Genomic DNA, 24,736 nt, shown 5'->3' with positions numbered 1-24,736 from the left:
ATCAGAATACAAAATGATGTAACATATGCCGGTTGATTCCATCTAAAAAAATATGGGAGGAGAATCGTTTGAAGAAATGTCACCGCTGTATCGCAAAAGGGTACTGATCGAATTGGCTTTCTGGCAACGCAAGATGATGAAGAAGCAGCCTATCGGCAGTGTGTGGGCTAAAAACATCCAGACTAAGCTAAATAAGCTGATTCCCGAAAAGATCCATCAGGCAATTACATTCACCATTGAAAAGATGGTAAAAGGTGTCCTTTTCGGAGCGCAATATACCACAGCTTTGCCAAAGACGTATAGTAGTTTCCAATTGCGTGAAGCGTATGTGCTACGCCTTATTGAGACTTACAAGAAGACGGCTTCCATCGAGGGAGCGGTTACCGGGGCAGGGGGGATCTTAATGGGTGTTGCCGATTTTCCGGCCTTGCTGGCTATCAAACTAAAGATGTTGTTTGACATTGCCGCTACCTATGGCTATGACGTGCGTCAATATAAAGAACGCCTGTTTTTGCTGACGGTATTCCAACTGGCATTTTCGAGCCACCAACACCGGGCGGAGGTATATAATCGGGTGTTGCATTGGGAGTCTTACGCAGAAGGGCTGCCTGATGATGTGGACAGCTTCGATTGGCGGACATTTCAGTTGGAATATCGTGATTATATTGATCTGGCTAAAATGGCGCAATTGATCCCCGTAATCGGTGCGGCTGTGGGTGCGGTGGTCAACTACCAGCTGGTACAACAATTGGGCACGGCAGCGATGAACTGCTACCGGATGCGGATGCTGAAGGTTGAATGAGCTATTTGTACATAAAGAATGGTTTGGTTAAGTTTGCTGGATGGGCGATCAGTATACCATTCCTCCGCTAACACGCATTGGACACGTTCACCTGAAGGTGTCTGACCTTGAGCGTTCCCTTGAATTTTATTGTGGTTTGTTGGGATTTGAATTGACTACGCGATACGGGAGACAGGCGGCATTTATTGCTGCCGGAGGCTACCACCATCATATCGGGCTGAATACATGGCACAGTGAAGGCGCGCCACCTGCACCCATACGGAGCGCCGGATTGTATCATACAGCCATCCTGTATCCAACAAGAAAGGATTTGGCGATGATTTTCGACCGCTTGCGGGAAGCTCGCTACCCACTGACTGGAGCGAGCGACCACGGTGTGTCTGAAGCGTTGTACCTCGATGATCCCGATCGCAATGGCGTGGAACTTTATTGGGATAGGCCAAAGGAACAATGGCCTTACTTCCCCGACGGTTCGCTGAACATGTATACCCGTACATTAGATTTGGAAGATCTATTGCGTGAGCTGGCGCATCGCTAGGGTCCCGTGATCCGTAGCATGAACGACAAAATTATTGCTATGCTTGCATAGTAAATTTACTATATTTGCCTAATAGGCAGGGCAAGTACCGATAACCACTTAATTATGATATTCGAACTCACTGAAGAACAACAGCTAATACGGGATGTTGCCCGTGATTTCGCGCAGCATGAGTTGAAGCCTGGTGTCATCGAGCGTGACGAACAACAGCGATTTCCTGCGGAACAGATCAAGAAGCTTGGTGAACTGGGCTTTTTGGGCATGATGGTGGATCCGAAATATAACGGCGCAGGATTGGATGCGGTATCCTATGTGTTGGTGATGGAAGAATTATCCAAGGTTGATGCTTCTACTTCGGTAGTTGTTTCGGTAAACAATTCGCTCGTATGCTATGGGCTTGAAAAATACGGCAGCGAGGGGCAAAAGGAGAAATACCTCAAACCCTTGGCAGCAGGGGAATGCATTGGTGCATTCTGCCTATCCGAACCCGAAGCTGGTTCGGATGCTGCCTCACAGCGGACCACTGCGGTGGACAAAGGTAATTACTACCTGCTCAATGGTACCAAAAATTGGATAACCAACGGCAGCACGGCGGCTACCTATATTGTAGTCGCACAGACCGACCCCGGAAAAGGTCACCGAGGTATCAATGCATTCATCGTGGAAAAAGGATCGGAGGGCTTTACGGTAGGCCCCAAGGAAAATAAACTGGGCATCCGGGGGTCGGATACTCATTCGCTCCATTTCAATGACGTAAGGGTGCCCAAAGAAAACCGCATCGGTGAAGAAGGTTCCGGCTTCAAGTTTGCAATGAAGGTGCTGGAAGGCGGGCGCATCGGCATCGCAGCACAGGCGCTTGGCATTGCTTCGGGCGCTTTTGATCTGGCGCTCGGTTATGCCAAGGAACGCCAAACCTTCGGCAAGCCCATCGCCGAGCACCAGGCCATCCAGTTTAAGCTGGCCGACATGGCCACCCAAATCGAAGCAGCCAGGTTGTTGTGTTTCAAAGCGGCATGGCTCAAAGATAAGGGCCTGCCGTACACACAGGCTGCCTCCATGGCCAAGCTCTATGCCTCGGAAGTGGCCATGAAGACAACCGTCGAAGCGGTACAGCTACATGGGGGCTATGGCTATGTAAAAGAATACCATGTGGAGCGCCTGATGCGGGATGCCAAGATTACCCAGATCTACGAAGGCACCTCAGAAATGCAGCGGATGATCATAGCAAGGGAAATACTCAGATGATACAAATTACCAACGAGCAGGTTACTGCTGCCCTGCACTACCAAGCGTTGATCAACGCTTTGCGTGCCATCTTCCAATCCAGCTACACGATGCCCGTGCGGCACCACCATTTTTATCAGACGGAAGAAGGCGTGGAAAATACCCTCATCCTGATGCCGGTTTGGAATGATCGTTACTTGGGCGTCAAGCAGGTCGTTGTTGCGCCCCTAAACAGCGGTAGCGGATTGCCAGCGATCCATGCAAGTTATACGTTGATGGATGCCCGTACGGGGGTGCCTTTGGCGCAACTGGATGCTGCGGCGCTTACGGCGAGGCGCACAGCTTGCACATCGGCGTTGGCGGCCTCATTTCTGGCGCGCTCGGATGCCGAGACCTTGCTGGTGGTTGGGAGTGGTAAAGTAGCCCAGCATTTGGTACAGGCCCATGCTGCGGTGCATGCTTACCGGCACATCCTGATCTGGGCGCGTAATCCCCAGCAGTCACGTGCGCTTGCGGATCAACTGGCTGGCGACGGGTACACGGTGGATCCAGCCTATGATTTGGAGGCCGCTGCTCGCGAAGCTGACGTGATTTCTTGTGCGACCTTGTCGCCCACGCCAATCATCAAAGGGGAATGGCTAAAGCCCGGTGCCCATCTTGACCTCATCGGCTCACACACACCGAAAACACGGGAAGTGGATGACGAAGCCATCCGCAGGAGCAAGGTATTTGTAGACTCCCGGGAGGGGGCACCTCATGAAACCGGGGAACTGGCTATTCCTATCGCCCGGGGTGTATTGGCCGTAGCTGACATCAAAGCGGATATTGTTGAACTATGCCGGGGCTTGCATCCGGGCAGGACAGCTACCCAAGAAATAACCCTCTTCAAATCGGCGGGGCTAGCCATAGAAGATCTGGCTGCCGCGCTATTGGTGTACGAATCCGTGAACGGCTAAGCCTGTTGGCTGCGTTTTGCCATAATGATGTTACACGCCTTTCGCAAATTTGGGCAGTAAAGGTTAATATGCAGCTATGCAAATTCGCCTATCATCGCTTATATTTGCTCACCCATAATTATATACCTGTCGCTAATTGATCCGGAGTGGATATTGTTTAGAAATTTTTTGTTATGAAGTATCGATTACTTAGTTGTTTTTTCGTGGCATTACTTGCTTCGACCTTTCCTTTTGTTGCGTTGTCGCAGCAAGGCGACCAATTGTCCAGTTTATATGAGCAGGCCACGGAAGTATCCGGCCTTGTGACGCAATATGGCCAAGACGAGCGGGCCATTGAATACTTTTACGGGCCGATGGCTGCGTCTTTCGGAAGGGGCGGCGGCGCCACGGTGCACTCGCCCGACCAATTGGCGCGATTGGAGGCGTTGAACAAGGAATATTTAAGCAAACTGCAAGCGCTGGATTTCAATGCCTTCAGTATCTACGGCCAGGTAGATTATATCTTATTGAAACGCAAAATCGAGCGAAGCCAAGAGGCATTGGCGGCAGAAAAAAGTAACTACGGGAAAATAATCCAGCGCATACCATTTGCAGATTCCATTTATGCATTTGAGCAGTTTCGGCGCCGCGGCACGGCAGTGGATGGAGAAGCGATAGCCAGTTCGCTGCATGGCGCTTTGCAGCAACTCCAACAAGCACAAGCAGCATTGGATGGAGAAAATACAATAGACGGCGAGCTGGCGGATTATGCGGTTGGTGTGGTGCAGGATTTAAAGGTACGGTTGAAAAACGCATTTGACTTTTACAACGGCTATGACCCCTTATTTACTTGGTGGGTACCTGAGCCGTATAAAGCCCTGGATACCGCGATGCAGGCCTATGCCAAGCGCATTGGCAGCAAGAGCGATGCTAAGCCATTTGATGATGGTAGCAATATCGGTGGCAAGCCGATTGGCCGGGAAGCCTTTGCGAAGGCGCTGCTGGACGATATGATCCCTTATACGCCGGAAGAACTGTTGAAGCTTGCTGATAAAGAATTTGCGTGGTGTGAAGCGGAATTGCTGAAAGCTTCCCGTGAGATGGGATTTGGGGACGACTGGAAGGCGGCGCAGGAAAAGGTGAAGAATAGCTATGTCGCACCGGGGAAACAGCCCGAGCTGATCATCAAACTGTATAAAGATGCTAATGACTTCATCAAGGCCAATGACTTGGTAACCATGCCTCCGCTTTCGGAAGAAACGTGGGGGATGATCATGATGACGCCGGAACAACAGCTGGTCAGCCCTTTTTTTCTGGGGGGTCGCAACATCCTGATTGCCTATCCCACCAATACAATGAGCCATGATCGTAAGCTGATGAGTATGCGGGGCAATAACCCGTATTTCTCGCGTGGCACCGTGCAACATGAACTGATACCGGGGCATCACCTCCAATATTTTATGAATAGCCGCTACAAGCCGTATCGGGCAGAGGCTTTCCGGACGCCATTTTGGACGGAGGGTTGGACACTCTATTGGGAGTTGCTATTGTATGATCTGGGCTTCGCCAAGACGCCCGAGGAGCGTATTGGCATGTTGTTTTGGCGTATGCACCGCTGTGCACGTATTACGTTTTCCATCAAATACCATTTGGGTGAATGGACTCCGCAGCAGTGTGTGGATTACCTCGTCGATCGGGTTGGACATGAGCCATCCACCGCGCACGGCGAGGTGAAACGCTCATTCGAAGGCAACTATGGGCCGCTTTATCAATTGGCGTACCTTACCGGTGGGCTGCAAATGTGGAGCCTGAAGAAGGAGTTAGTCGATTCGGGCAAGATGACTTTTAAGCAGTTCCATGACCGCGTCATCAAAGAGAACTACTTGCCCATCGAAATGCTCCGTGCTACGCTGACCGACCAGCGGCTTAGCCGCGATTTTAAAAGTAGCTGGAAGTTTTATGATGTTAATAATTGATCGGATAATCAACCCAAAATCAATAGGATGAGTACAACAACGGATAAAGGATTTAAATCGTCTTTGGGACTGCTGGATGCCACCATGCTGGTAGCCGGAAGCATGATCGGTTCGGGTATTTTTATTGTGAGCGCTGATATTGCGCGCAACACGGGAAGCGCTGGATGGTTGATGGCTGTATGGCTGATTACCGGATTCATGACGCTCACGGCCGCGCTGAGCTATGGCGAGCTGAGTGCGATGTTTCCCAAAGCTGGCGGGCAATATATTTATTTGCGGGAAGCCTATAATCCGCTGGTGAGTTTTGTCTTTGGCTGGACTTTCTTTACAGTCATACAAACCGCAACGATTGCCGCAGTTGGTGTCGCATTTGCCAAATTCACGGCATACCTCATCCCTGCATTGGATGAAGATGTCATCCTGATGGATCTCGGTTTTCTGCAAATATCTTCTGCACAGTTGGTTTCTATCGTGGTGATCTTGTTGCTGACCATTGTCAATACCCGTGGGGTCAATAGCGGCAAGGCGGTACAGACATCCATCACCGTTATCAAAATTGTCAGCCTGCTCGGATTAATACTTTTTGGTTTGTTTGCCTTCAACAGCGAGGTGTGGCAGGCCAATTGGTTATCGGGGGATGCATGGAACTTACGGCGGTTGGATGCTGGTGGGTCGCTGGCTGAATATACCACCTTTGCGGCACTGGGTGCTGTTGCCGCGGGGATGGTAGGTGCCATCTTTAGCAGCGATTCATGGCATGCCTCCTCTTCCGTAGCCGGTGAAATCAAAAATCCCGGGCGCAATGTTGGACTGAGTTTGGCATTGGGCACCATCATCGTCACCGTGGTCTACCTGCTTACTAACTTGATGTATACCGGTGTGCTCACGATGGAGCAGATGGCCGCATCAGACAAAGACCGTGTTGCCATGACCGCTGCTCAGCAGATCTTTGGCCCCGTGGGCATAACCATCATTGCCGTCATGATCATGGTTTCTACGTTCGGCTGCAATAACGGACTCATCATGGCGGGCGCTAGGGTATATTATTCGATGGCACAGGATGGGCTTTTCTTTCGGAAGGTAGGACAGCTGAACAAGTCTGCCGTTCCCGGCGTTGCCTTGTGGCTGCAGTGTATCATCGCTTCGCTATGGTGCTTGAGTGGCAAGTACGGTGATTTGCTGGATATGATTTCCAGTGTCGTAGTCATATTCTATGTGCTATGTATCATTGGCATCTTCAAGCTGCGTAAATCACGGCCTGAAGCACCAAGGCCCTATAAAGCTTTTGGTTATCCCGTATTGCCTACAATTTATATTATTATGGGTATAGCCTTCATCGTACTGATGATCATTTATAAGCCTAATTATACATGGCCTGGGATTATCATTGCGTTGCTGGGGGTTCCGATTTATTATGCCATCCGCAAGAAGACGTTGCCCAATAACTCCTGATGGGATCTGTATTGGCGAATGTGTTACATGACGAATAAACCACTATGAGCAAGTATTATCAGATTTACGGATTGCTGCCTATTATTTTAGTGATATGGGCCATCGACGTTTCAGCGCAGGGCAGCGTAGCGGATTACCGGCGTGCTGCAAACTACCGGGAGAGCACCCGGGATAAGGTATGCTATTCACCGGGTTCTTTTTCCTGGGTAGCAGACCAGCCACGTTTTTGGTATGTCCACCAGACGCCGAAAGGGAAGGAGTTTGTCGTGGTAGATGTCGCAGGGCATAAAAAAGTGCCCGCTTTTGACCATGAGCGGCTGGCCTCGGCACTGGCCATGGCGAGTGGCGAACAAGTCGAAGCGTATAAACTGCCATTCAACAGCATTGAATACGTCGAAGGGAACCGGATAGCATTGCGCGCATTTGATAAGAAATGGCACATCAATCTGTCTGACTACCAAGTCACGGATAAGGGCCAAGATGGCGAAGCGGAACGCCCCCGGGGTTATTGGGGTGCCCGCCGTGATGATCGCCAAGGTCCCCCTGTCACATCTCCTGACAGTTTGTGGGTGGCCTATATTAAAAACGACAATGTGTATGTCCATCCTGTGGGCAAGCCAAAGGAAGAAATACCGTTAAGCTTTGATGGGGCGCCCGGTCATTACTATGCCGCTGCCATTGCTTGGTCTCCCGATTCGAAAAAATTGGCTGTGAATAAGGTAAGGCCGAATACATCTCGGACGGTTTACTTTGTGGAATCGTCGCCTGCAGACCAATTGCAGCCTAAGCTCCATGAAAGGAGCTACCTAAAACCCGGTGATGCCCTGCCGCAATACCAACCTACCTTGTTCTTGCTTGATACCCGGGAGTCTTTTGCGGTCGATCCGGGGTTGATCGACAACCAGTATAGCTTGTCTCGTCCCGAGTGGCGAAAAGATAGCAAGGCATTTACCTTCGAGTACAACCAGCGGGGGCATCAGCGGTACGAAGTGTTTTCCATGGATGCAACCACGGGCACGGTAAAGCCGCTCATCACTGAAACCAGCAAAACCTTTATCGACTATAGCGGCAAGAAGTACCGTAAAGATGTAAACGATGGAAAGGAGATCATCTGGGCGTCGGAGCGTGATGGCTGGAATCACCTTTACCTATACGATGGGGAGACCGGCGTCGTGAAAAACCAGATTACCAAGGGTGAGTGGGTGGTACGTGAGGTGGTACATGTCGATGAGGATAAACGGGTTGTCATTTTCGCTGGCAGTGGCCGTGAGCAGGGGCAGGATCCTTATCTACTCCAATATTATTGCGTCCATTTCGATGGCAGTGGACTGACAGCATTGACTATGGAAGACGGCAACCACCGGGCGACGTTTTCGCCGGATTTTACCTATTTTGTAGATGCTTACTCGCGAATAGATGAGCCTCAGACGACGGTACTGCGCAGCACTGTGGATGGGACGGTCGTGATGGAATTGGAAAAAGCCGATATCAGTGCATTGGAGGCCACAGGGTGGCAGCGGCCTGAAGTGTTCCATAGTAAGGGGCGGGACGGTGTTACGGATATTTGGGGCGTTATCGTTAGACCTACGGACTTTGACAACCGGAAAACTTATCCGGTCATTGAGTATATTTATGCAGGGCCACACAGTTCCTTTGTCCCCAAAAATTTCGTGCTTGACCCATCAGGCATGGCAGCCCTCGCTGAATTGGGTTTCATCGTCGTGCAGATTGATGGCATGGGTACGTCCAACCGTTCAAAAGCATTTCACGATGTATGTTGGAAGAATTTAAAAGATGCTGGTTTCCCCGATCGCATTGCGTGGATGAGGAAAGCGGCTGAACGATACCCCTATATGGATCTCACGCGTGTAGGGATATATGGTACTTCTGCCGGGGGGCAGAGCTCCGCGGGCGCTGTACTATTCCACCCCGAATTTTATAAGGTGGCGGTATCATCCTGTGGCTGCCACGACAATCGAATGGACAAGATTTGGTGGAATGAACAATGGATGGGTTATCCCATTGGCCCTCACTATGCCGAATGTTCCAACGTTGAGAACGCCCACAGGTTGCAGGGCAAATTGATGCTTATTGTAGGCGAAGTGGATGATAATGTGGATCCCGCATCTACCATGCAGGTTGTGGATGCACTCATCAAAGCCAATAAAGAACATGAGCTCGTCGTCATACCGGGAGCAGCACATACCTCCGGAGGGCCATATGGCGAACGCAAGCGCAGGGATTTCTTCGTAAAGCACCTCTTGGGGGTCGATCCCCCGGCATGGGAAGGTTGGTAAGCAGGCATCCCCCATGTGATAGGTATTCAAGCCGCCGTATTCCCGATACGGTGGCTTTTTAAGTTAATTTGTGGTGCAAAAAGGGCAAAATCCGGTTAGCTACCTGTAAAACAGATTGTTACTTTTGTTAAGCTAATGTTTCAGAATGATTAGCTTTAAAAATTGCTAACCTAAAAACGATAACCTTCAAACAAAAATTGCTGGGAGTTTAATGGAGTGGATCCAATAAACTTGGGGGCCTTGTGTCCGCCAAGAAACGGATCCCGGACTGTAGCTGTACGGAGAATGCCTGGTTGCTATCCAAGCACGAAAAAACTTAAAAACATTTTTAATTAAATAACAGCTATGAAACAGTTTTTTCTATTCCTTAACTGCTTAGTGTTTTTGGTGCTTTGCGCCAATGCCCAGCAAAAAGCCATTACAGGTATTGTGATGAGCGCGGAAGACCGGTTGCCGATACCGGGGGCAACCGTGAAAGTTGAAGGTACCGGTGTAGCAACCCAAACCGATGAAAACGGAAGTTTTCGCTTGGAGGCTGCCGTAGGGGCGACGTTAATAGCGTCGTCTATCGGTTTTGGAGAACACCGGTTGCAAGTGGGCGGAGACAATTATTACGAAATACGGCTCATCAACGATACGGAAGATTTAGATGAAGTCGTGGTGACCGCCTTGGGGATTTCAAGGCAAAAGAAGTCGCTGGGTTATGCGAGCCAGGAAATTTCCGGAGACTTGGTCAATCAGGTGCCAACCGGTAACATTACCAATAACCTGTCGGGGAGAGCTGCGGGCGTGCAGATAACCCGGAACAATAACTTCGGGGGATCTACAAATGTGATTATTCGCGGCTCAACTTCACTTACGGGTAATAACCAAGCCCTTTGGGTTGTGGATGGGGTTCCTATTGATAATACAACCTATAATTCAGGAGGCCAGACAACGGGTGGTGGGGGGTATGACTACGGCAACTTGGCGTCAGATATCAATCCTGACGACGTGGAATCCATCAACGTATTGAAAGGTGCTGCCGCAACGGCATTGTATGGATCAAGAGCCGCCAATGGCGCCATCATCATCACGACAAAAAGGGGATCGCAACGGACCCGATCGAGTATCGAAGTGAGCTCAAGCGTGACTTTCGGTGCGATTGATAAATCCACCTGGCCAAAATTCCAATGGGAATATGGAGCTGGATACGAAAAAATATACGGTCCGAACAGGGATCAATTTTTTAATGAAGAGGATGTTAACGGAGATGGCGTACCGGATTTGGTATCGCCCCTTGCGGTGTACGGCTCATTTGGAGGGCCTTACGATTCTGATCTCCTCGTTTATCAATGGAATGCGTTTGATCCGGAGTCACCGTATTATATGCAAGCCACACCATGGGTTGCGCCGGCAAATGATCCGATAGCTTTTTTTGAGACACCAATAAATAATACCAATAATGTCTCGCTTTCCGGCAGTGCAGGAGATGCGGGGACCTATCGGTTTTCGTATACCAATGCCAACCAAAAAGGACTGCAACCGAATAGCAACATCAGGCGCAATAACTTTTTTATGAACGGTTCCTTTAAGTTGAATGAACGGTTGACCGTGACCGGTAGCGGCACCTTTTCAAAGAATGATGCCGTGGGCCGAAACGAAACAGGGAATGAGTCTGGTTCAAATGGGGGCAATTTTGTTGCGGTAGTGCGGCAATGGTGGCAGAATAATGTGGATGTGCTGCAATTGAAGGATGCTTATTTGACGACCAAGCGGAATGTCACAAACTTCATCGGCGGCACCATCGGCAATCCGTATTGGCAGCGCTATGAAAATTTCCAAAGTGACACCCGGAATCGGTTCTATGGCAACATGGGGCTCAATTTTAAAGTGACGGATTGGCTGAACATCGACGGCCGTGTGTCCGTGGACACCTATTCGTACCTTCAGGAAGGCCGAGTAAATAACGGTACACTGAATGAAGTGGGCAGCTATCAGCGGCGGGACATCGACGCTACCGAATTCAACTACGATTTGATGGCAAATTTCAATAAAAATTTTGGGGAGAAATTCAATGTCAGTGGCTTGGCTGGGATCAACATTCGTCGGAATACGCTCCGTTCGGTTCAAATGCAAACGAACGGCGGCTTGATCGTAGACCGTTTGTATGCGATTTCGAATTCACTTAATCCACCCAATGCACCTAACGAACAAGAGACTAAAATCGGTATTGATGGTATTTATGGAATGGTCTCACTGGGCTATGCAGACACCTATTTCTTGGATGTAACCGGTAGGAGTGATCACGCTTCGACCCTACCGGAAGAAAACAGTACCTTCTTCTATCCTTCGATTACGGGTAGTTTTATTTTTTCAAATCTAATTCAAAGTGATATACTTTCTTTCGGCAAGTTGCGGTTAAATTATGCGGAAGTGGGGAGCAGCGCACCGGCCAATAGTTTGGTCGATGTGCTACAGAAGCCCACACCTTACGGATCGGTGCCTTTTTATTCGGTGAGCAGCAGGAAAAATAACGCCAGGTTGCTCCCCGAATTGACGAAAAGCTATGAAGGGGGGCTTGAATTGGCCTTCTTGGGCCGTAGACTGTCCGCAGATATATCACTCTATCAAACCAATACCATTAATCAGATTATTCCGGTTTCCATATCTACGGTCACCGGTTTTGGTTCAAAGTATGTAAACTCCGGGGAAGTGGAAAACAAAGGCGTTGAAGTTGTATTGTCCGGAACACCGGTTAGGAAAGAAAATTTCAGCTGGGATATTACGCTGAACTGGGCGAAAAATGTCAACAAGGTGCTCTCGCTCTATGAAGGGGTAGACAATTTACAGATTGGATCTTCAAGGGGGTCAGTTTCGCTGAATGCAAGCATAGGTGAGCCATATGGGACGCTAAGGAGCAGCGACTTTATTTATTTGAACGGCAAGCGAGTAATCAATCAAACCAATGGCGAATATGAGCGAACTTCGGCTTCCAACTATGTCGTAGGCAATGTCAATCCCGATTGGAGGGCCGGTTTGAGCAATAATTTCCGCTATAGGAGTATCAGTGTATCTTTCCTAATTGATATGCAACGGGGGGGCGATATTTTCTCCAGTGATATGGCTTATGGATATCGATCGGGCTTGTATGAAAATACAATAGGACTGAATGATTTGGGCAATCCGATGAGAAATTCGCTTGAAGACGGTGGTGGGATTATTTTGGATGGCGTAGCGCCGGATGGCTCGGTGAATACGGTGCGGACACGAATGGATACCTACAACAATGCGTTGGGAGTGGTCAAAGCGCCGGGGGCATTCTTTGTCTACGATGCCTCTTTTGTCAAATTGAGGGAAGTAGCTGTCTCCTATACACTGCCCTCCAGGTTGCTTAGGGATACGTTTATTCGTTCGATAAGTGTATCGGCAATCGGATCCAATTTGTGGATCATCCATAAAAACCTGCCGTATTCCGATCCCGAAGCGGGAATGAGTGCGGGAAACTACCAGGGGTATCAACTTGGGCCCATGCCCACCACACGTGACTTTGGCTTCAATGTTAAACTTCAATTCTAACAAACCATGAAACGAATTTTTATTATTCTTCTTGCGCTAACCGGCACTTATTCGTGTACGCAAGATCTGGAGAATCTAAATAGGAATACTAAGGATGCAACTGAAGCAAATGGCGGATCTTTTTTTGCCTATTCTGTAAAAGAAATGGCGGATATCCTGCAAAATATTACATATGGTGGCAGCGGAAATCCCTTTTCAATCTGTCGCCATTTTGCACAGCATATCTCCTGCAATACCTACAATGAGGGGACGAATTATTTCGCGCAGTTTAACTGGTCGAGCTTATACAGTTCGGTATTAATCAATCTTGAGGAAAGCAGAAAGATAATCGACATGTACCAACCTATTGATGAGGCTACAGCTCAAGAAAAACAGAATAGACTGGCATTGATTGAAATCATGAACATCTATGCCTACGCCCGATTGGTGGAGTCATTTGGTGATATTCCGTATACCGAGGCGCTGAATATCGATAATGTCCAGCCCCGATATGACGATGGGGAAACGGTATATGTTGATCTCATTAATCGCCTGAATACAGCCATCGGCAACCTTACACCTACGGTGGGTGCCTTTGGTACGTTCGACCTGTTATATGGGGATAATGTGGCACTTTGGTTGAAGTTTGCAAATTCCTTAAAACTTCAGATGGGGTTGCGGGTCATCGACGCATTGCCTGAATTGGGAGCGGAGGCCGTACAAAGCACCGTCAGCAGTGTTTTTTCATCCAATGCAGATAATGCAGAATTCCAGTACCTCGAAACCACACCCAATACCAACCCGCTCTGGAGCAGCTTAGCTGTTGGCAATCGGCAGGATTTTGTAGCGGCCGAACCGTTGGTCGACGAGATGAATCGGCTGAATGATCCCCGTCGGGCAGTGTACTTTTCGGATGTAAGCGGGGATTTTATAGGCGCTCCCTACGGTCAGCCTGTCGAATACAACAGGTATTCGCATTTTGGCGCTCTTTTCTATACGCCCGCGGTTCCTGCTATTTTTTTGGATTACGCGACGGTGGAGTTTTTATTGGCCGAAGCCGTTGAACGCGGATTGACCGGTGCCCCGGCAGATGCAGAAACACACTACAACGCTGCCATCCGGGCTTCTTTCGAATACTATGGAGTGGCGTTGGGGGATTACCTTGAGCAACCGGCTGTTGCCTACCAAACGGCCGAGGGGTCGTGGAAGCAGAAAATCGGCATGCAAAAATGGATTGCTTTGTTTAACCAAGGCTATGAAGCGTGGACAGAATACAGGCGTTTGGATTATCCGTTGTTGGTGGCTCCTCCGGGAGCATTCGTTGATGTGGTGCCCAGAAGGTTGCTTTATCCGGTCTCCGAACAAACACTCAATGAAGCAAGCTGGAGCGCTGCTGCAACGGCAATTGGTGGGGATTTGATGACTACCAAGTTGTTTTGGGATATTTATTAACGAGGAAAACAGTGAGGATGGAATGAAGAACACAAGTTTTAGTGGCCACTATTTCATGCTGGCTTATTTGTATTTGTTTTGGTTTTCCATGTTCAAGGTATCGGCTCAAGAAATGGCCGAAAATTACCGGAAAGCGGCAATGATCAAGACAAGCATGGAGCAGAACATCTATTATGCACCGCGTTCCTTTCGTTGGTCGGCAGATGGAGAAAAATTTTGGTATGGATATCAGACACCTAAGGGAAAAGCATTTGTCTTGGTGGATACCCATGCTCCTACACGTGGTCAGGCGTTTGACCAGCATGCCCTTGCCAAAAGCCTTTCGTTCGAATTGAAGGCAACCGTCGATCCTTACCGGTTGCCTTTTGATGAATTTAATTACCTGAAGCATGATAGCATCATCGAGTTTACGGCCTATGATGAGGTTTGGCAATTTGATCGGTTTACCTACCGGTGTGTCCAACGACGTGGGTTATCCGGACGGCAACGGAGCCAGCAAGGCGGTGCGCCGATAGGTAATGGGGTCATTTCGCCCGACGGGAAATGGATTGCGTTTATTGAGAATAGTAATGTGAGTGTTCGTTCGTTGACAGACAGCGTTGTTTTTCAGCTCAGTTTTGATGGGTCACCGGGCGCTTATTATGAACCCAATCTCCAATGGTCACCCGATGCTAAAAAACTGGCGGCGCGTAAAGTGAGGCCCGGGGAAACTCATTTGGTCTATTTGATCGAATCCTCACCAACTGACCAGCTACAACCGAAGCTCCACTCACGCAATTACCTGAAACCCGGCGATGTACTGCCCCATTATACACCTGCGCTTTTTGATATGGAGAAAAAAAGGCAGGTACCCGTCCATGGGGTGTCTATTGTGTCACAGTTTAATCTTACCGAGCCCCTCTGGTGTGCGAATAGCCAGTATTATACCATTGAGTACAATCAAAGGGGGCATCAACTGTACCAAATCATCCAGGTGGATGCACAGACCGGGGCAATGAAAACGATTGTTTCGGAAACGAGTAAAACGTTTATTGACTACCGGGGGAAACGTTTCCGGTATGATGCTGGTGGTGGCAAGGAAATCATCTGGGCCTCCGAGCGTGACGGATGGAACCATTTGTATTTGTATGACGCCGTTACGGGGACCGTAAAAAATCAAATTACAAAGGGACAATGGGTAGTCCGGGGAGTCGTCCATGTTGACGAACAGGAGCGGAGCATCATTTTTGAAGCAAGCGGGATGGTGACAGGGAGCGATCCTTATCTTAAAGGATATTACCGGATCAACTTCGATGGCTCGGGGTTATTAGAATTGACACCCGAGCATGCCAATCATCATGCTTATTTTTCGCCGGATTTTAGCCGCTTTGTCGATACGTATTCGCGCATTGATAGTCCCCCTGTGACGGTATTACGGAATTCGGCCGACGGCAAGGTTGTGCTCAAGCTGGAAGAAGCGGACATTGGTGCGTTGGTTGGTGCCGGATGGCAAATGCCCGAAGTGTTCAGCACTACAGGCCGCGATGACAGTACCTCCATCTGGGGAATTATTGTGCGCCCCAGCAACTTTGATCCGACGCGGCGTTATCCGGTCATTGAATACATCTATGGCGGGCCGCACAACTCATTTGTACCCAAAAGTTTTATTTCGGAGCCTGCCAGTGGAGACTACCGTCCGTGGACCGCATTGCACGAACTGGCAGAACTTGGATTCATTGTGGTGCAAATTGATGGCATGGGTACATCCAATCGTTCCAAAGCGTTCCACGACGTCTCCTGGAAGAACTTGAAGGATGCAGGATTCCCGGATCGGATCCGCTGGATCAAGGCGGCAGCCAGCCAATACCCTTATATGGATACGACCCGTGTCGGCATTTATGGAAACTCAGCAGGAGGTCAAAATTCCGTGGCGGCCCTTTTGTTTCATCCGGAGTTTTACAAGGTAGCGGTATCCTCGTCCGGATGCCATGACAATCGGATGGATAAACTGGGATGGAATGAGCTGTGGATGGGATATCCGGTAGGCCCCCAATATTCGGCATCATCCAACGTGGATAATGCCCATAGGCTCAAAGGACACCTGTTGCTGATACTCGGAGAAATGGACACCAATGTCCCACCCGAGTCTACCCTCCAACTGGTTGATGCCCTAATCAAGGCGGGGAAGAATTTTGACTTTCTTCTCGTACCCGGTATGGGCCATTCGTTGGGAGGGGACTACGGCGAACGGAAGCGAAGGGACTTTTTCGTGAAGCACCTGCTGGGCATCGAACCCCCGGTTTGGGCAGGGATGAATGATTGAATACAATTGAACCAATTAAAAAAGTAATAAATCTCATTTAAATTAATTAACATGAAACACCGAGTAAGAGTAAGTTTGTTTTTTTTGATGGTTTTTGCAACCTCAGCACTTGCACAGCACATCGTCATCAATCCGGATTCGGCAGTGACGACAAGCCATCAGGTCACTATCAAAGGGCAGCGGGTTGCATTCAAGGCAATCACTGGAACCCAACCGGTTTGGGATGAAAAAGGGAAGGCTGTTGCAAGTGTATTCTATACCTATTATAAACGCACGGACGTAGCCGATAGCCTGACGAGGCCGTTTGTTGTGTCGTTCAACGGCGGTCCCGGTGCAGGCGCGCTTTGGATGCGGTTGGGCTATACCGGACCGCATCATATAAAGATTGATGACGAGGGTTTTCCCATTCAGCCTTATGGAATAGAAGATAATCCCTATTCGCTGCTGGATGTGGCCGACATTGTATTTGTTGAGCCGGTGAATACGGGGTATTCTCGGGCTGTGGGCGATACGCCTCCTGCTACCTTCTTCGGCGTGTATAACGATGCACGTTACCTGGCAAAGTGGATCACGACCTTCGTAACCAGGCACAATCGTTGGGCATCGCCCAAATACCTTATCGGTGAAAGCTATGGGACGACCAGGGTGTCGGCCCTATCACTTGAGCTTCAACAAAGGCATTGGATGTATCTCAATGGGGTGGTGCTTGTCTCCCCGACAACGTTGGGCATACGTCGGGATGGTCCGGTCGCCGATGCCAATAAGGTGCCGTTCTATACGGCAACGGCCTGGTACCATAAGCAACTGGCTCCCGATTTGCAGCAAAAGGATCTGACGGACATTTTGCCTGAAGTGGAAGACTTCACGATTAATGAATTGGTACCGGCATTAGCTAAAGGTGGATTTCTCGAAGATGCTCGGAAAAAGGAAATTGCTGCAAAGCTTTCCCGGTATTGTGGGATATCGGAAAAAGTCATTTTAGAGCATAACCTCATTATCCCTGCTCAGTTTTTCTGGAAGGAATTGTTGCGGGAAGAGGGGTATACGGTGGGGCGATTGGATTCGCGGTATTTGGGCATCGATCGGGAAGACGCTGGGGAAGGCCCGGATTATTCTCCGGAAAACACGACGTGGCAGCATATCTTCACACCAGCGAACAATTTTTACTATAAGAATTACCTCAACTACCACACGGACCTGGAGTACTACGTGGCGGGAAGTACCCGGCCTTGGCCCCGGGAGGGAGAGAATACGGAACATAGCGGGGAGGATTTACGGCAGGCGATGGCCATGAATCCCTTTTTGCATTTGCTCGTACAATCTGGCTATTACGATGGCGCTTGTGACTATTTCAATGCAAAGTACAACATGTGGAATATGGATCCCAGTGGAAAATTACGCAGCAGGATGGATTGGAAAGGGTATCGGAGTGGCCACATGATGTATTTGAGGCGTCAAGATCTGATGCAATCCAACGAGGATCTGCGTGAATTCATCAAAAAGAGTATTCCCGCTGAGGGGCAGCCGGCAAAATACGTGGTAGGCAAATGAAATAAGCCATGAGGGTGCCCGGTATTTATCATCATTTCCTATTTCAGTAGCCAAGTGTAATTACCGGCTGAACGGATAAAGCCGCCATAATAGGCGGCTTTATTTTTTTAGATGCACGCGAACAGCGGCAAAACAGATAATGACTAAATTTTCACCCATTGTAATTATATTTTAACATAGGATAAATTTTTAACAATAAATGATTGTTGAGGGTTCATTTTCGCAATTAATAGGCCAATATACGGTTAGCTATTCTTTACGTGCAACGTTACATTTGTTTTGCTGTTCGGTAAGACACAGTTGCTAACTGACATAACCAAATTAATTGTATGCACATCGGCCATGTGATAACCTATATTGAAGGCGGGGTAGGGAAGTGATATAAAACGGATTAATTAACCCAATCAAATCAACAAAATTATGGAAAATAGAATACTGCTGCTAGTTGGTTTTTTGCTGACGATGGCGTTTACTTATGGCCAACAACGCGCAATTACAGGCAAGGTAATCGGAAGCGCGGATCGACAAGCAATACCTTCGGCTACGGTGCAGGTGGAAGGTTCAAATGTAGCTACTCAAACGGACGATAACGGAAGTTTTCGTCTTGAAGTCCCACAGCATGCAACCATCTTGATTTCATCAGTCGGATACGAGGTCTACCGCTTAACGGTCGGATCTGCAACCTACTATGAAGTTGAGTTAAATTTAGAATCTACAGGGCTGGATGAGGTTGTGGTTACCGCATTAGGTATTTCAAGGGAAAGGAAGTCGCTGGGGTACGCTGCACAAACTATCGGCGGGGAAGATGTAAGCACGGTAAATACCGGGAACGTAACGAACGCTTTATCCGGGAAAGTGGCCGGGGTACAGATCAGACGAAATACGAATATGGGTGGATCCACGAATATTGTTATCCGGGGTTACGGATCGCTGACAGGCAATAACCAGGCATTATTCGTGGTAGATGGTGTGCCGATTGACAATTCAAGCCCCAATACGGGTGATAACAGCTTTGACTACGGCAATATGGCTTCTGATATCAATCCGGATGATATTGCTTCAATCAATGTGCTGAAAGGTGCCGCCGCTACGGCGTTATACGGTTCGAGGGCAGCAAACGGCGCTGTTATTATCACGACAAAGAAAGGTGCAACGGCGGAACGTGCCAGTATCCGCATTTCCTCAGGCGTTAATTTCGGATCAATCGATCGATCGACCTTTCCCAAGTTCCAAACGAAATATGGAGCAGGTATCGGGCCGGTATATGGTGCAAATGGGAGCAGCTATTTCAACGAACAGGATATTGATGGCGATGGGACGGTAGATTTGGTTGTCCCATTCACGGCGACGGCATCCATGGGAGCGCCGTTCGATCCGGATTTGCTGGTATTTCAATGGCATGCGATGGATCCGGAGTCGCCAAAATATATGCAGAAAACGCCTTGGGTGCCTGCGGAAAACGGACCGATTACGTTCTTTGAAAACCCATTGACGTATACCAACAATGCAAGCCTTGAGGGGGGCTCTGCAAACGGTACTTACCGGCTTTCTTATTCCAATTACCTGCATAGTGACTTAATGCCGAATAGTCGCTTGAAAAGGCATAATTTTTCACTGAATGTATCCCACAAACTGCTTGATAAATTAACGGCTTCGGGTAGTGCCAATTACATCAATGCACAATCGAAAGGCCGTACCGAAGCGGGATCCGGGGCATCATTTACCAATCCACTGGCCACGTTTAGAAACTATTGGCAGACGAATATTGATGTCAAGGAAATGGGCGACATGTATTTTAGGACAGGTCGCAATGTCCGGCCTTTTTACGGTGGAACGACGGATAATCTATATTATGTGATTTATGAGAGTTTTCAGTCTGACGAACGTAACCGCCTTTTCGGAAATATGTCATTGAAATACGAAATCAATGACTGGCTGAACATTGAAGGAAGGGTTGCCACTGATCTCTACTCCTATATACAGGAAGACCGAAGGAATAACATGACCCGTGTCCCGGCTCGGTATACCAATTATACCAGCAATTTTATTGAAACGAACTATGATTTGATGCTGAATTTCAATAAAGATCTATCAACGAAGTTTAATCTCAATGGTGTGTTGGGGACCAACATTAGGAGAAGCAAATTCCAATCTGTATTTAACACGACCAATAATGGCTTGATCGTTGAAAAGCTGTTTGCGATTTCCAATTCGTTGAACACGCCGCCCCCAACCGAAGAAGTGCTCAGAAGGATCGGCGTAAATGGCTATTTTGGTTTACTGTCCATGGGATACAATTCAATGTTCTATCTCGACGTGACCGGACGGGTGGATCAATCATCTACCCTGCCGGAGAGCAACAACACGTATTTCTACCCATCGATAGCAACAAGCTTTATTTTTTCGGAATTGATGCAAAGCGATGTCCTTTCTTTTGGGAAATTTAGGCTGAATTACGCAAAAGTCGGTAGTGACGCGCAAGCGAATAGTTTGGTTGATGTATTGACCAAACCTGTTCCATTTGGCTCGGTGCAACTGTATACGATAAACGATACCAAACGGAACCCGGAATTGCGGCCCGAAAGTACGGAAAGTTGGGAAGCTGGTATTGAAACATCGTTTCTTAATAATCGGTTGGGGCTTGATGTATCGCTCTATAAGACGAACACAAGGGATCAGATTATGCCGGTGGCTGTTACTTCGACGACGAGTTACCTGAGCAAATTTGTCAATGCGGGCGATGTTGAAAATAAAGGTATTGAAGTATTCTTAAAAGGAACCCCACTAAAGAGAGAACGCCTCCAATGGGACGTCAACGTGAATTGGGCGCTGAACAGAAACAAGGTTATCTCGTTGTTTGAAGGAGTTGAAAGCCTGCAACTGCGCTCTTTTGGGGCGGGAGTGACCCTGAATGCCCATGTGGGTAGGCCATATGGCACATGGTACGGGACGGATTACATCTACCTTGACGGTCAGCGCGTGGTCAACCAAACCAACGGTGAATATTTGAGAACCACCACCACGAATAACCTGATCGGCAACATGAATCCCAGTTGGAACGGGGGCGTGTTAAACAAAATCCGGTATAAAGATTTTAACCTGAGTTTTTTGGTGGATGTACAGAAAGGCGGAGATATCTTCTCCAATGATATGGCCAATGGATTGCGGGATGGCGTGTATGACGACTGGACCGTCGGCCTCAATGATCTGGGGAATCCCATCCGTAATTCGCTGGCTGACGGTGGTGGTATCATCTTGCCCGGTGTAGACGAAAATGGCAATCCCAATACCGTACGTACGCCTATCAATACCACCAATCATGCATTGGGGAGCAACAGGGCCCCGCAAAAGTATTTCATTTTTGACGCTTCCTATATAAAACTGAGAGAAGTATCCTTGTCTTATCGGCTACCCGGTGGAATATTCCGCAGTACGCCTATTGAATCGATAGACCTCTCCCTCATTGGATCCAATCTATGGATAATCCATAAAAACTTGCCTTATGCAGATCCTGAAGCAGGTGTCGGTTCCGGCAATGCATATGGCTATCAGGTGGGGGTCTATCCGACAACAAGGACGATCGGTTTTAATATTCAGGTTCAGTTTTAATTCATTTAATCGTTAAAAGTCATGAAAAAGATAATAATTGCCTGCATGATGTTTCTTGGTTTTTCCTGTACAAATGATCTCGTATCATTAAACGAAGACCTAAAAAATGCAACGGTAGCCGCTCCCGGATCCTTCTTCGCGAATGCATTGAAAGATATGGCAGATGAGATGAACGATATCAGTTACCAAGTCAACGGAGGAGTAACCCGCCTATTTGCCCAGCAACTTACTTCCGTCCAATTTCTGGAGGGCACACACTACGTGGCTGAATCACAGACAAATACGTTGTGGCGAACGATTTACAGCAGCGTACTGCCGGACTTGGTGGCGAGTGCTGAAGGCGTTCGCAATACCAATCCCGTTGGTACAGTCGGTGAAATAACACAACGAAATCAATTGGCGATGATTGAAATCATGATCGTCTATGCCTATGCGATGTTAGTAGAGGGATTTGGTGATATTCCTTATTCCGAAGCGTTGGATTTTGACAATGTGCAGCCAACGTTTGATGATGCGCGTACGATATACATCGATTTGATCAACAGGTTGAGCGGGGCGGTGAATAACTTGGATCCCAGTGGTGCGGGATTCGATACCTACGACCTGCTGTACCAGAATGATGTTGCCAAATGGAAGAAGTTTGGCAATGCCCTGAAATTGAAGATGGGCATGCGGATTATCGATGCAGACCCTGAATTGGGTGGACAGACGGTTTCATCGGCGATTTCGGATGGCGTATTTACTTCAAATGCCGACAATGCATTGTTCAGGTACTTGGATGAGGTGCCCAACGTCAGTCCGTTCTACCTTGCGTTGTTGCAGCGCCAAGTGAACTATTTCGTCGCGACCAATACCATCATCGATTTAATGAATGAATATGGTGATGCTCGGCGTAGTGTATTTTTTACAACGGTCAACGGTGCATACATCGGGGGAACATTTGGTTTGCCGCAGAACTTTGGTTCATTTTCCACTGTGGGTCAGGGTATTCTTACCCCTTCGACTCCAACCGTTCTATTGGACTACCAAACCGTGGAGTTTTTGCTGGCGGAAGCTGCCGAAAGGGACATCACGGGCGTTTCGGATGCAGAGGCGCATTATAATGCCGCTATCAGGGCGTCTTTTGCGTATTACAATGTAGGGGATGGTGCCGACAGTTACTTAGCGCAGCCGGGCGTCGCATATGGTACGGCATCCGGAACCTGGAAGCAGAAGATTGGTGTCCAGAAATGGCTGGCACTTTTCAATCAAGGTTTTGAGGCTTGGACCGAGTACAGACGGTTGGATTATCCGTTGTTGACCGCACCGCCTGCTGCGATACTGGATGTGGTGCCAACCCGGTTTAGCTATCCTTTTGAAGAACAAACCTTGAATGCCGTCAATTATAATGCAGCTGCTTCGGCCATTGGAGGCGATTTGATGACGACGAAATTATTTTGGGATCTATATTAAATACTAACGAAGGATGAAAGACAACAATCAATCACGCAGGGAGTTTATAAAACACACGGCAACGTTGGCCGGTATGGCGGGCATGGGTTCTTTGGGCGAATTATCTGCCGCTTTGGCACAAAAGCAAGCCGGAAACGACAAAATCGTCGGAATCCAAATTGGCCCGGAGTCTTTTGTTGATGAAGGCACGGAATACATATTGGACACGTTACAGGAAAAAGGCGCGGTCAACACGCTTTTCCTAACGACATTTACTTATGGGCGTGGTTTTGCAGGGCGGATGACCCCAGGTCGGTCGTTCCCCGACCATGGGAAGCCATTGTCTGCCGAGCATTTTTTCCATGGCGGTTATTTTGCCAAGCCCCATCCTGAATTTTACAAGGATACCGTGTTGAAACATACCCGGGCCCCTGATCACGGTGATTTGGACATCGTTGCCGAAGTGTTGCCCGCCGCGCGGAAACGCGGAATGAGGGTCTTTTGTGGGATAGAGGATCGCTGGGACAGTGCCTTCGATGTACCGGGGCTGGAAGCTTGCGCAGAAGTGGATCTCGCGGGGAACAGGGTGTTTACAAAGGGTCGGCGCATCACACAATCGATGTTTAACCCGAACGTCAGGGCTTTTTGGAAGGGCTTGGTGAGTGATGTATGCACTTCTTATGACATCGACGGCGTGCTATTTTTGAATGAACGCACCGGACCGTTAATGACGGTACTCACAGCCAGCCCCTTCCGGGATGAGATTGGCGATCCCATGCAGGTAACTTGTTTTGACGCCTATCACGAACAGGCAGCAGGAGCGCAAAATATCGACTATGGACGGGCCAAGGAAGGGTACCTCAAACTGGCCAAGTTTGTGCAGGATGCGCTGAGCGATCGGAAGCCTACGGATGGCTATTATGTATATTTTCAACGGCTGCTCCTTCAGTACCCGGAAATTGTTGCATACGACAGGCTGTTTGACTGGGGCAAGCACCAGATTGTGGACGATGTCCGGGGGGCCATTAAAGCAGTCCGTAAAGAACTGCAGGTCGTTTTCCATGTTGAGCATACCATTTCCTTTAATCCGTTTATCCGTTCGGGTATCGACTATGGACATCTGGCATCCAGAACGGATTTTCTCAAACCGGTAGCTTACAACAATTGTGGCGGTGAACGTTATGTCAATTTTATCCGGAATGTTGGGTCAACGATTTTCAGGGGGGTTCCATTGGATGAACTGCTTCACCTGAACAACCAGCTTATGGGATTTTCAGGCGAAGCATCGTTGGAAGATTTGCCCAAGGCGGGATTGTCGGCTAACTACGTGTTTGCGGAAACCAAACGGGCTCTAGCAGGCGTAAACGGCCAATGCGGCATTCTGACGGGTATTGATATCGATATTCCTGTGGGGCCTGACAGTCGGCGCGCTACACCCGAAGATACCTACAAAGCTACCTACGCAGCATTGGAAGCAGGTGCACAGGGGGTTATCTTATCCCGGAAATATTCTGAGATGCGGAACACGAATCTTGCCGGGGCGGGTCGGGCAGTCCGGGATGCACTGAAAGCATAATGCCGCTGTCGCGTTTTATTACCTGTCTGCATTGGCACGGATTGTTGTATTGCT

The 24,736-nt window shown here is 48.6% G+C and carries 14 protein-coding genes; all 14 read left to right on the top strand.

Annotated features, from left to right (window positions below; all coding sequences use genetic code 11):
* Positions 1 to 52 precede the first annotated feature (52 nt).
* The 14 genes from BMW65_RS03070 to BMW65_RS03005 all read left to right on the top strand — a co-directional run bounded on the left by BMW65_RS03070 (position 53) and on the right by BMW65_RS03005 (position 24,682).
* Positions 53 to 802, top strand: coding sequence for an EcsC family protein (locus tag BMW65_RS03070; RefSeq protein WP_245747474.1), 750 nt, complete (start codon positions 53 to 55; stop codon positions 800 to 802).
* A 40-nt stretch (positions 803 to 842) separates the two neighbouring features.
* Positions 843 to 1,340 (top strand): VOC family protein, encoded by a 498-nt coding sequence (locus BMW65_RS03065; RefSeq protein ID WP_090602644.1) that lies wholly within the window; start codon positions 843 to 845, stop codon positions 1,338 to 1,340.
* A 105-nt stretch (positions 1,341 to 1,445) separates the two neighbouring features.
* Positions 1,446 to 2,585: an acyl-CoA dehydrogenase gene (locus BMW65_RS03060; RefSeq protein ID WP_090602642.1), complete on the top strand. Its 1,140-nt coding sequence runs from the start codon at positions 1,446 to 1,448 to the stop codon at positions 2,583 to 2,585.
* Entirely contained in the window at positions 2,582 to 3,520 is a 939-nt protein-coding gene (locus BMW65_RS03055) for a bifunctional Delta(1)-pyrroline-2-carboxylate/Delta(1)-piperideine-2-carboxylate reductase (protein ID WP_090602641.1), read from the top strand. The genes BMW65_RS03060 and BMW65_RS03055 overlap by 4 nt, the downstream gene beginning before the upstream one ends.
* 173 nt (positions 3,521 to 3,693) lie before the next feature.
* Positions 3,694 to 5,475 (top strand): DUF885 family protein, encoded by a 1,782-nt coding sequence (locus BMW65_RS03050; protein WP_090602639.1) that lies wholly within the window; start codon positions 3,694 to 3,696, stop codon positions 5,473 to 5,475.
* Between the two features lie 27 nt (positions 5,476 to 5,502).
* On the top strand, positions 5,503 to 6,927 hold the full coding sequence (locus tag BMW65_RS03045) for an APC family permease (RefSeq protein WP_090602637.1): 1,425 nt from the start codon (positions 5,503 to 5,505) through the stop codon (positions 6,925 to 6,927).
* Between the two features lie 44 nt (positions 6,928 to 6,971).
* Positions 6,972 to 9,224 carry a S9 family peptidase gene (locus BMW65_RS03040; RefSeq protein ID WP_090602636.1) on the top strand — a complete coding sequence of 751 codons (2,253 nt, stop codon included), beginning with the start codon at positions 6,972 to 6,974 and terminating at the stop codon, positions 9,222 to 9,224.
* Positions 9,225 to 9,569: 345 nt separating this feature from the next.
* Positions 9,570 to 12,782 (top strand): SusC/RagA family TonB-linked outer membrane protein, encoded by a 3,213-nt coding sequence (locus BMW65_RS03035; protein ID WP_090602635.1) that lies wholly within the window; start codon positions 9,570 to 9,572, stop codon positions 12,780 to 12,782.
* 6 nt (positions 12,783 to 12,788) lie between these two features.
* Positions 12,789 to 14,213 (top strand): SusD/RagB family nutrient-binding outer membrane lipoprotein, encoded by a 1,425-nt coding sequence (locus BMW65_RS03030; RefSeq protein ID WP_090602634.1) that lies wholly within the window; start codon positions 12,789 to 12,791, stop codon positions 14,211 to 14,213.
* 22 nt (positions 14,214 to 14,235) lie between these two features.
* Positions 14,236 to 16,515 (top strand): S9 family peptidase, encoded by a 2,280-nt coding sequence (locus BMW65_RS03025; RefSeq protein WP_245747472.1) that lies wholly within the window; start codon positions 14,236 to 14,238, stop codon positions 16,513 to 16,515.
* 51 nt (positions 16,516 to 16,566) lie between these two features.
* A complete protein-coding gene (locus BMW65_RS03020; RefSeq protein ID WP_090602632.1) occupies positions 16,567 to 18,066 on the top strand; it encodes a S10 family peptidase in 1,500 nt (499 codons plus the stop codon).
* 420 nt (positions 18,067 to 18,486) lie between these two features.
* Positions 18,487 to 21,675 carry a SusC/RagA family TonB-linked outer membrane protein gene (locus tag BMW65_RS03015; protein WP_090602630.1) on the top strand — a complete coding sequence of 1,063 codons (3,189 nt, stop codon included), beginning with the start codon at positions 18,487 to 18,489 and terminating at the stop codon, positions 21,673 to 21,675.
* 21 nt (positions 21,676 to 21,696) lie between these two features.
* On the top strand, positions 21,697 to 23,127 hold the full coding sequence (locus BMW65_RS03010; protein ID WP_090602628.1) for a SusD/RagB family nutrient-binding outer membrane lipoprotein: 1,431 nt from the start codon (positions 21,697 to 21,699) through the stop codon (positions 23,125 to 23,127).
* A gap of 13 nt (positions 23,128 to 23,140) precedes the next feature.
* Entirely contained in the window at positions 23,141 to 24,682 is a 1,542-nt protein-coding gene (locus BMW65_RS03005) for a twin-arginine translocation signal domain-containing protein (RefSeq protein WP_090602627.1), read from the top strand.
* Positions 24,683 to 24,736: the final 54 nt, after the last annotated feature.

Source organism: Parapedobacter koreensis, from assembly GCF_900109365.1.
Lineage (GTDB): Bacteria > Bacteroidota > Bacteroidia > Sphingobacteriales > Sphingobacteriaceae > Parapedobacter > Parapedobacter koreensis.
The sequence above is the reverse complement of the archived record's forward strand: the minus strand, read 5'-3'. Positions and strand labels throughout refer to the sequence as shown.

Coding starts and splice junctions, on each gene's coding strand:
- BMW65_RS03070 (WP_245747474.1), top strand. CDS start 53: ATGGGAGGAGAATCGTTTGAAGAAATGTCACCGCTGTATCGCAAAAGG.
- BMW65_RS03065 (WP_090602644.1), top strand. CDS start 843: ATGGGCGATCAGTATACCATTCCTCCGCTAACACGCATTGGACACGTT.
- BMW65_RS03060 (WP_090602642.1), top strand. CDS start 1,446: ATGATATTCGAACTCACTGAAGAACAACAGCTAATACGGGATGTTGCC.
- BMW65_RS03055 (WP_090602641.1), top strand. CDS start 2,582: ATGATACAAATTACCAACGAGCAGGTTACTGCTGCCCTGCACTACCAA.
- BMW65_RS03050 (WP_090602639.1), top strand. CDS start 3,694: ATGAAGTATCGATTACTTAGTTGTTTTTTCGTGGCATTACTTGCTTCG.
- BMW65_RS03045 (WP_090602637.1), top strand. CDS start 5,503: ATGAGTACAACAACGGATAAAGGATTTAAATCGTCTTTGGGACTGCTG.
- BMW65_RS03040 (WP_090602636.1), top strand. CDS start 6,972: ATGAGCAAGTATTATCAGATTTACGGATTGCTGCCTATTATTTTAGTG.
- BMW65_RS03035 (WP_090602635.1), top strand. CDS start 9,570: ATGAAACAGTTTTTTCTATTCCTTAACTGCTTAGTGTTTTTGGTGCTT.
- BMW65_RS03030 (WP_090602634.1), top strand. CDS start 12,789: ATGAAACGAATTTTTATTATTCTTCTTGCGCTAACCGGCACTTATTCG.
- BMW65_RS03025 (WP_245747472.1), top strand. CDS start 14,236: ATGAAGAACACAAGTTTTAGTGGCCACTATTTCATGCTGGCTTATTTG.
- BMW65_RS03020 (WP_090602632.1), top strand. CDS start 16,567: ATGAAACACCGAGTAAGAGTAAGTTTGTTTTTTTTGATGGTTTTTGCA.
- BMW65_RS03015 (WP_090602630.1), top strand. CDS start 18,487: ATGGAAAATAGAATACTGCTGCTAGTTGGTTTTTTGCTGACGATGGCG.
- BMW65_RS03010 (WP_090602628.1), top strand. CDS start 21,697: ATGAAAAAGATAATAATTGCCTGCATGATGTTTCTTGGTTTTTCCTGT.
- BMW65_RS03005 (WP_090602627.1), top strand. CDS start 23,141: ATGAAAGACAACAATCAATCACGCAGGGAGTTTATAAAACACACGGCA.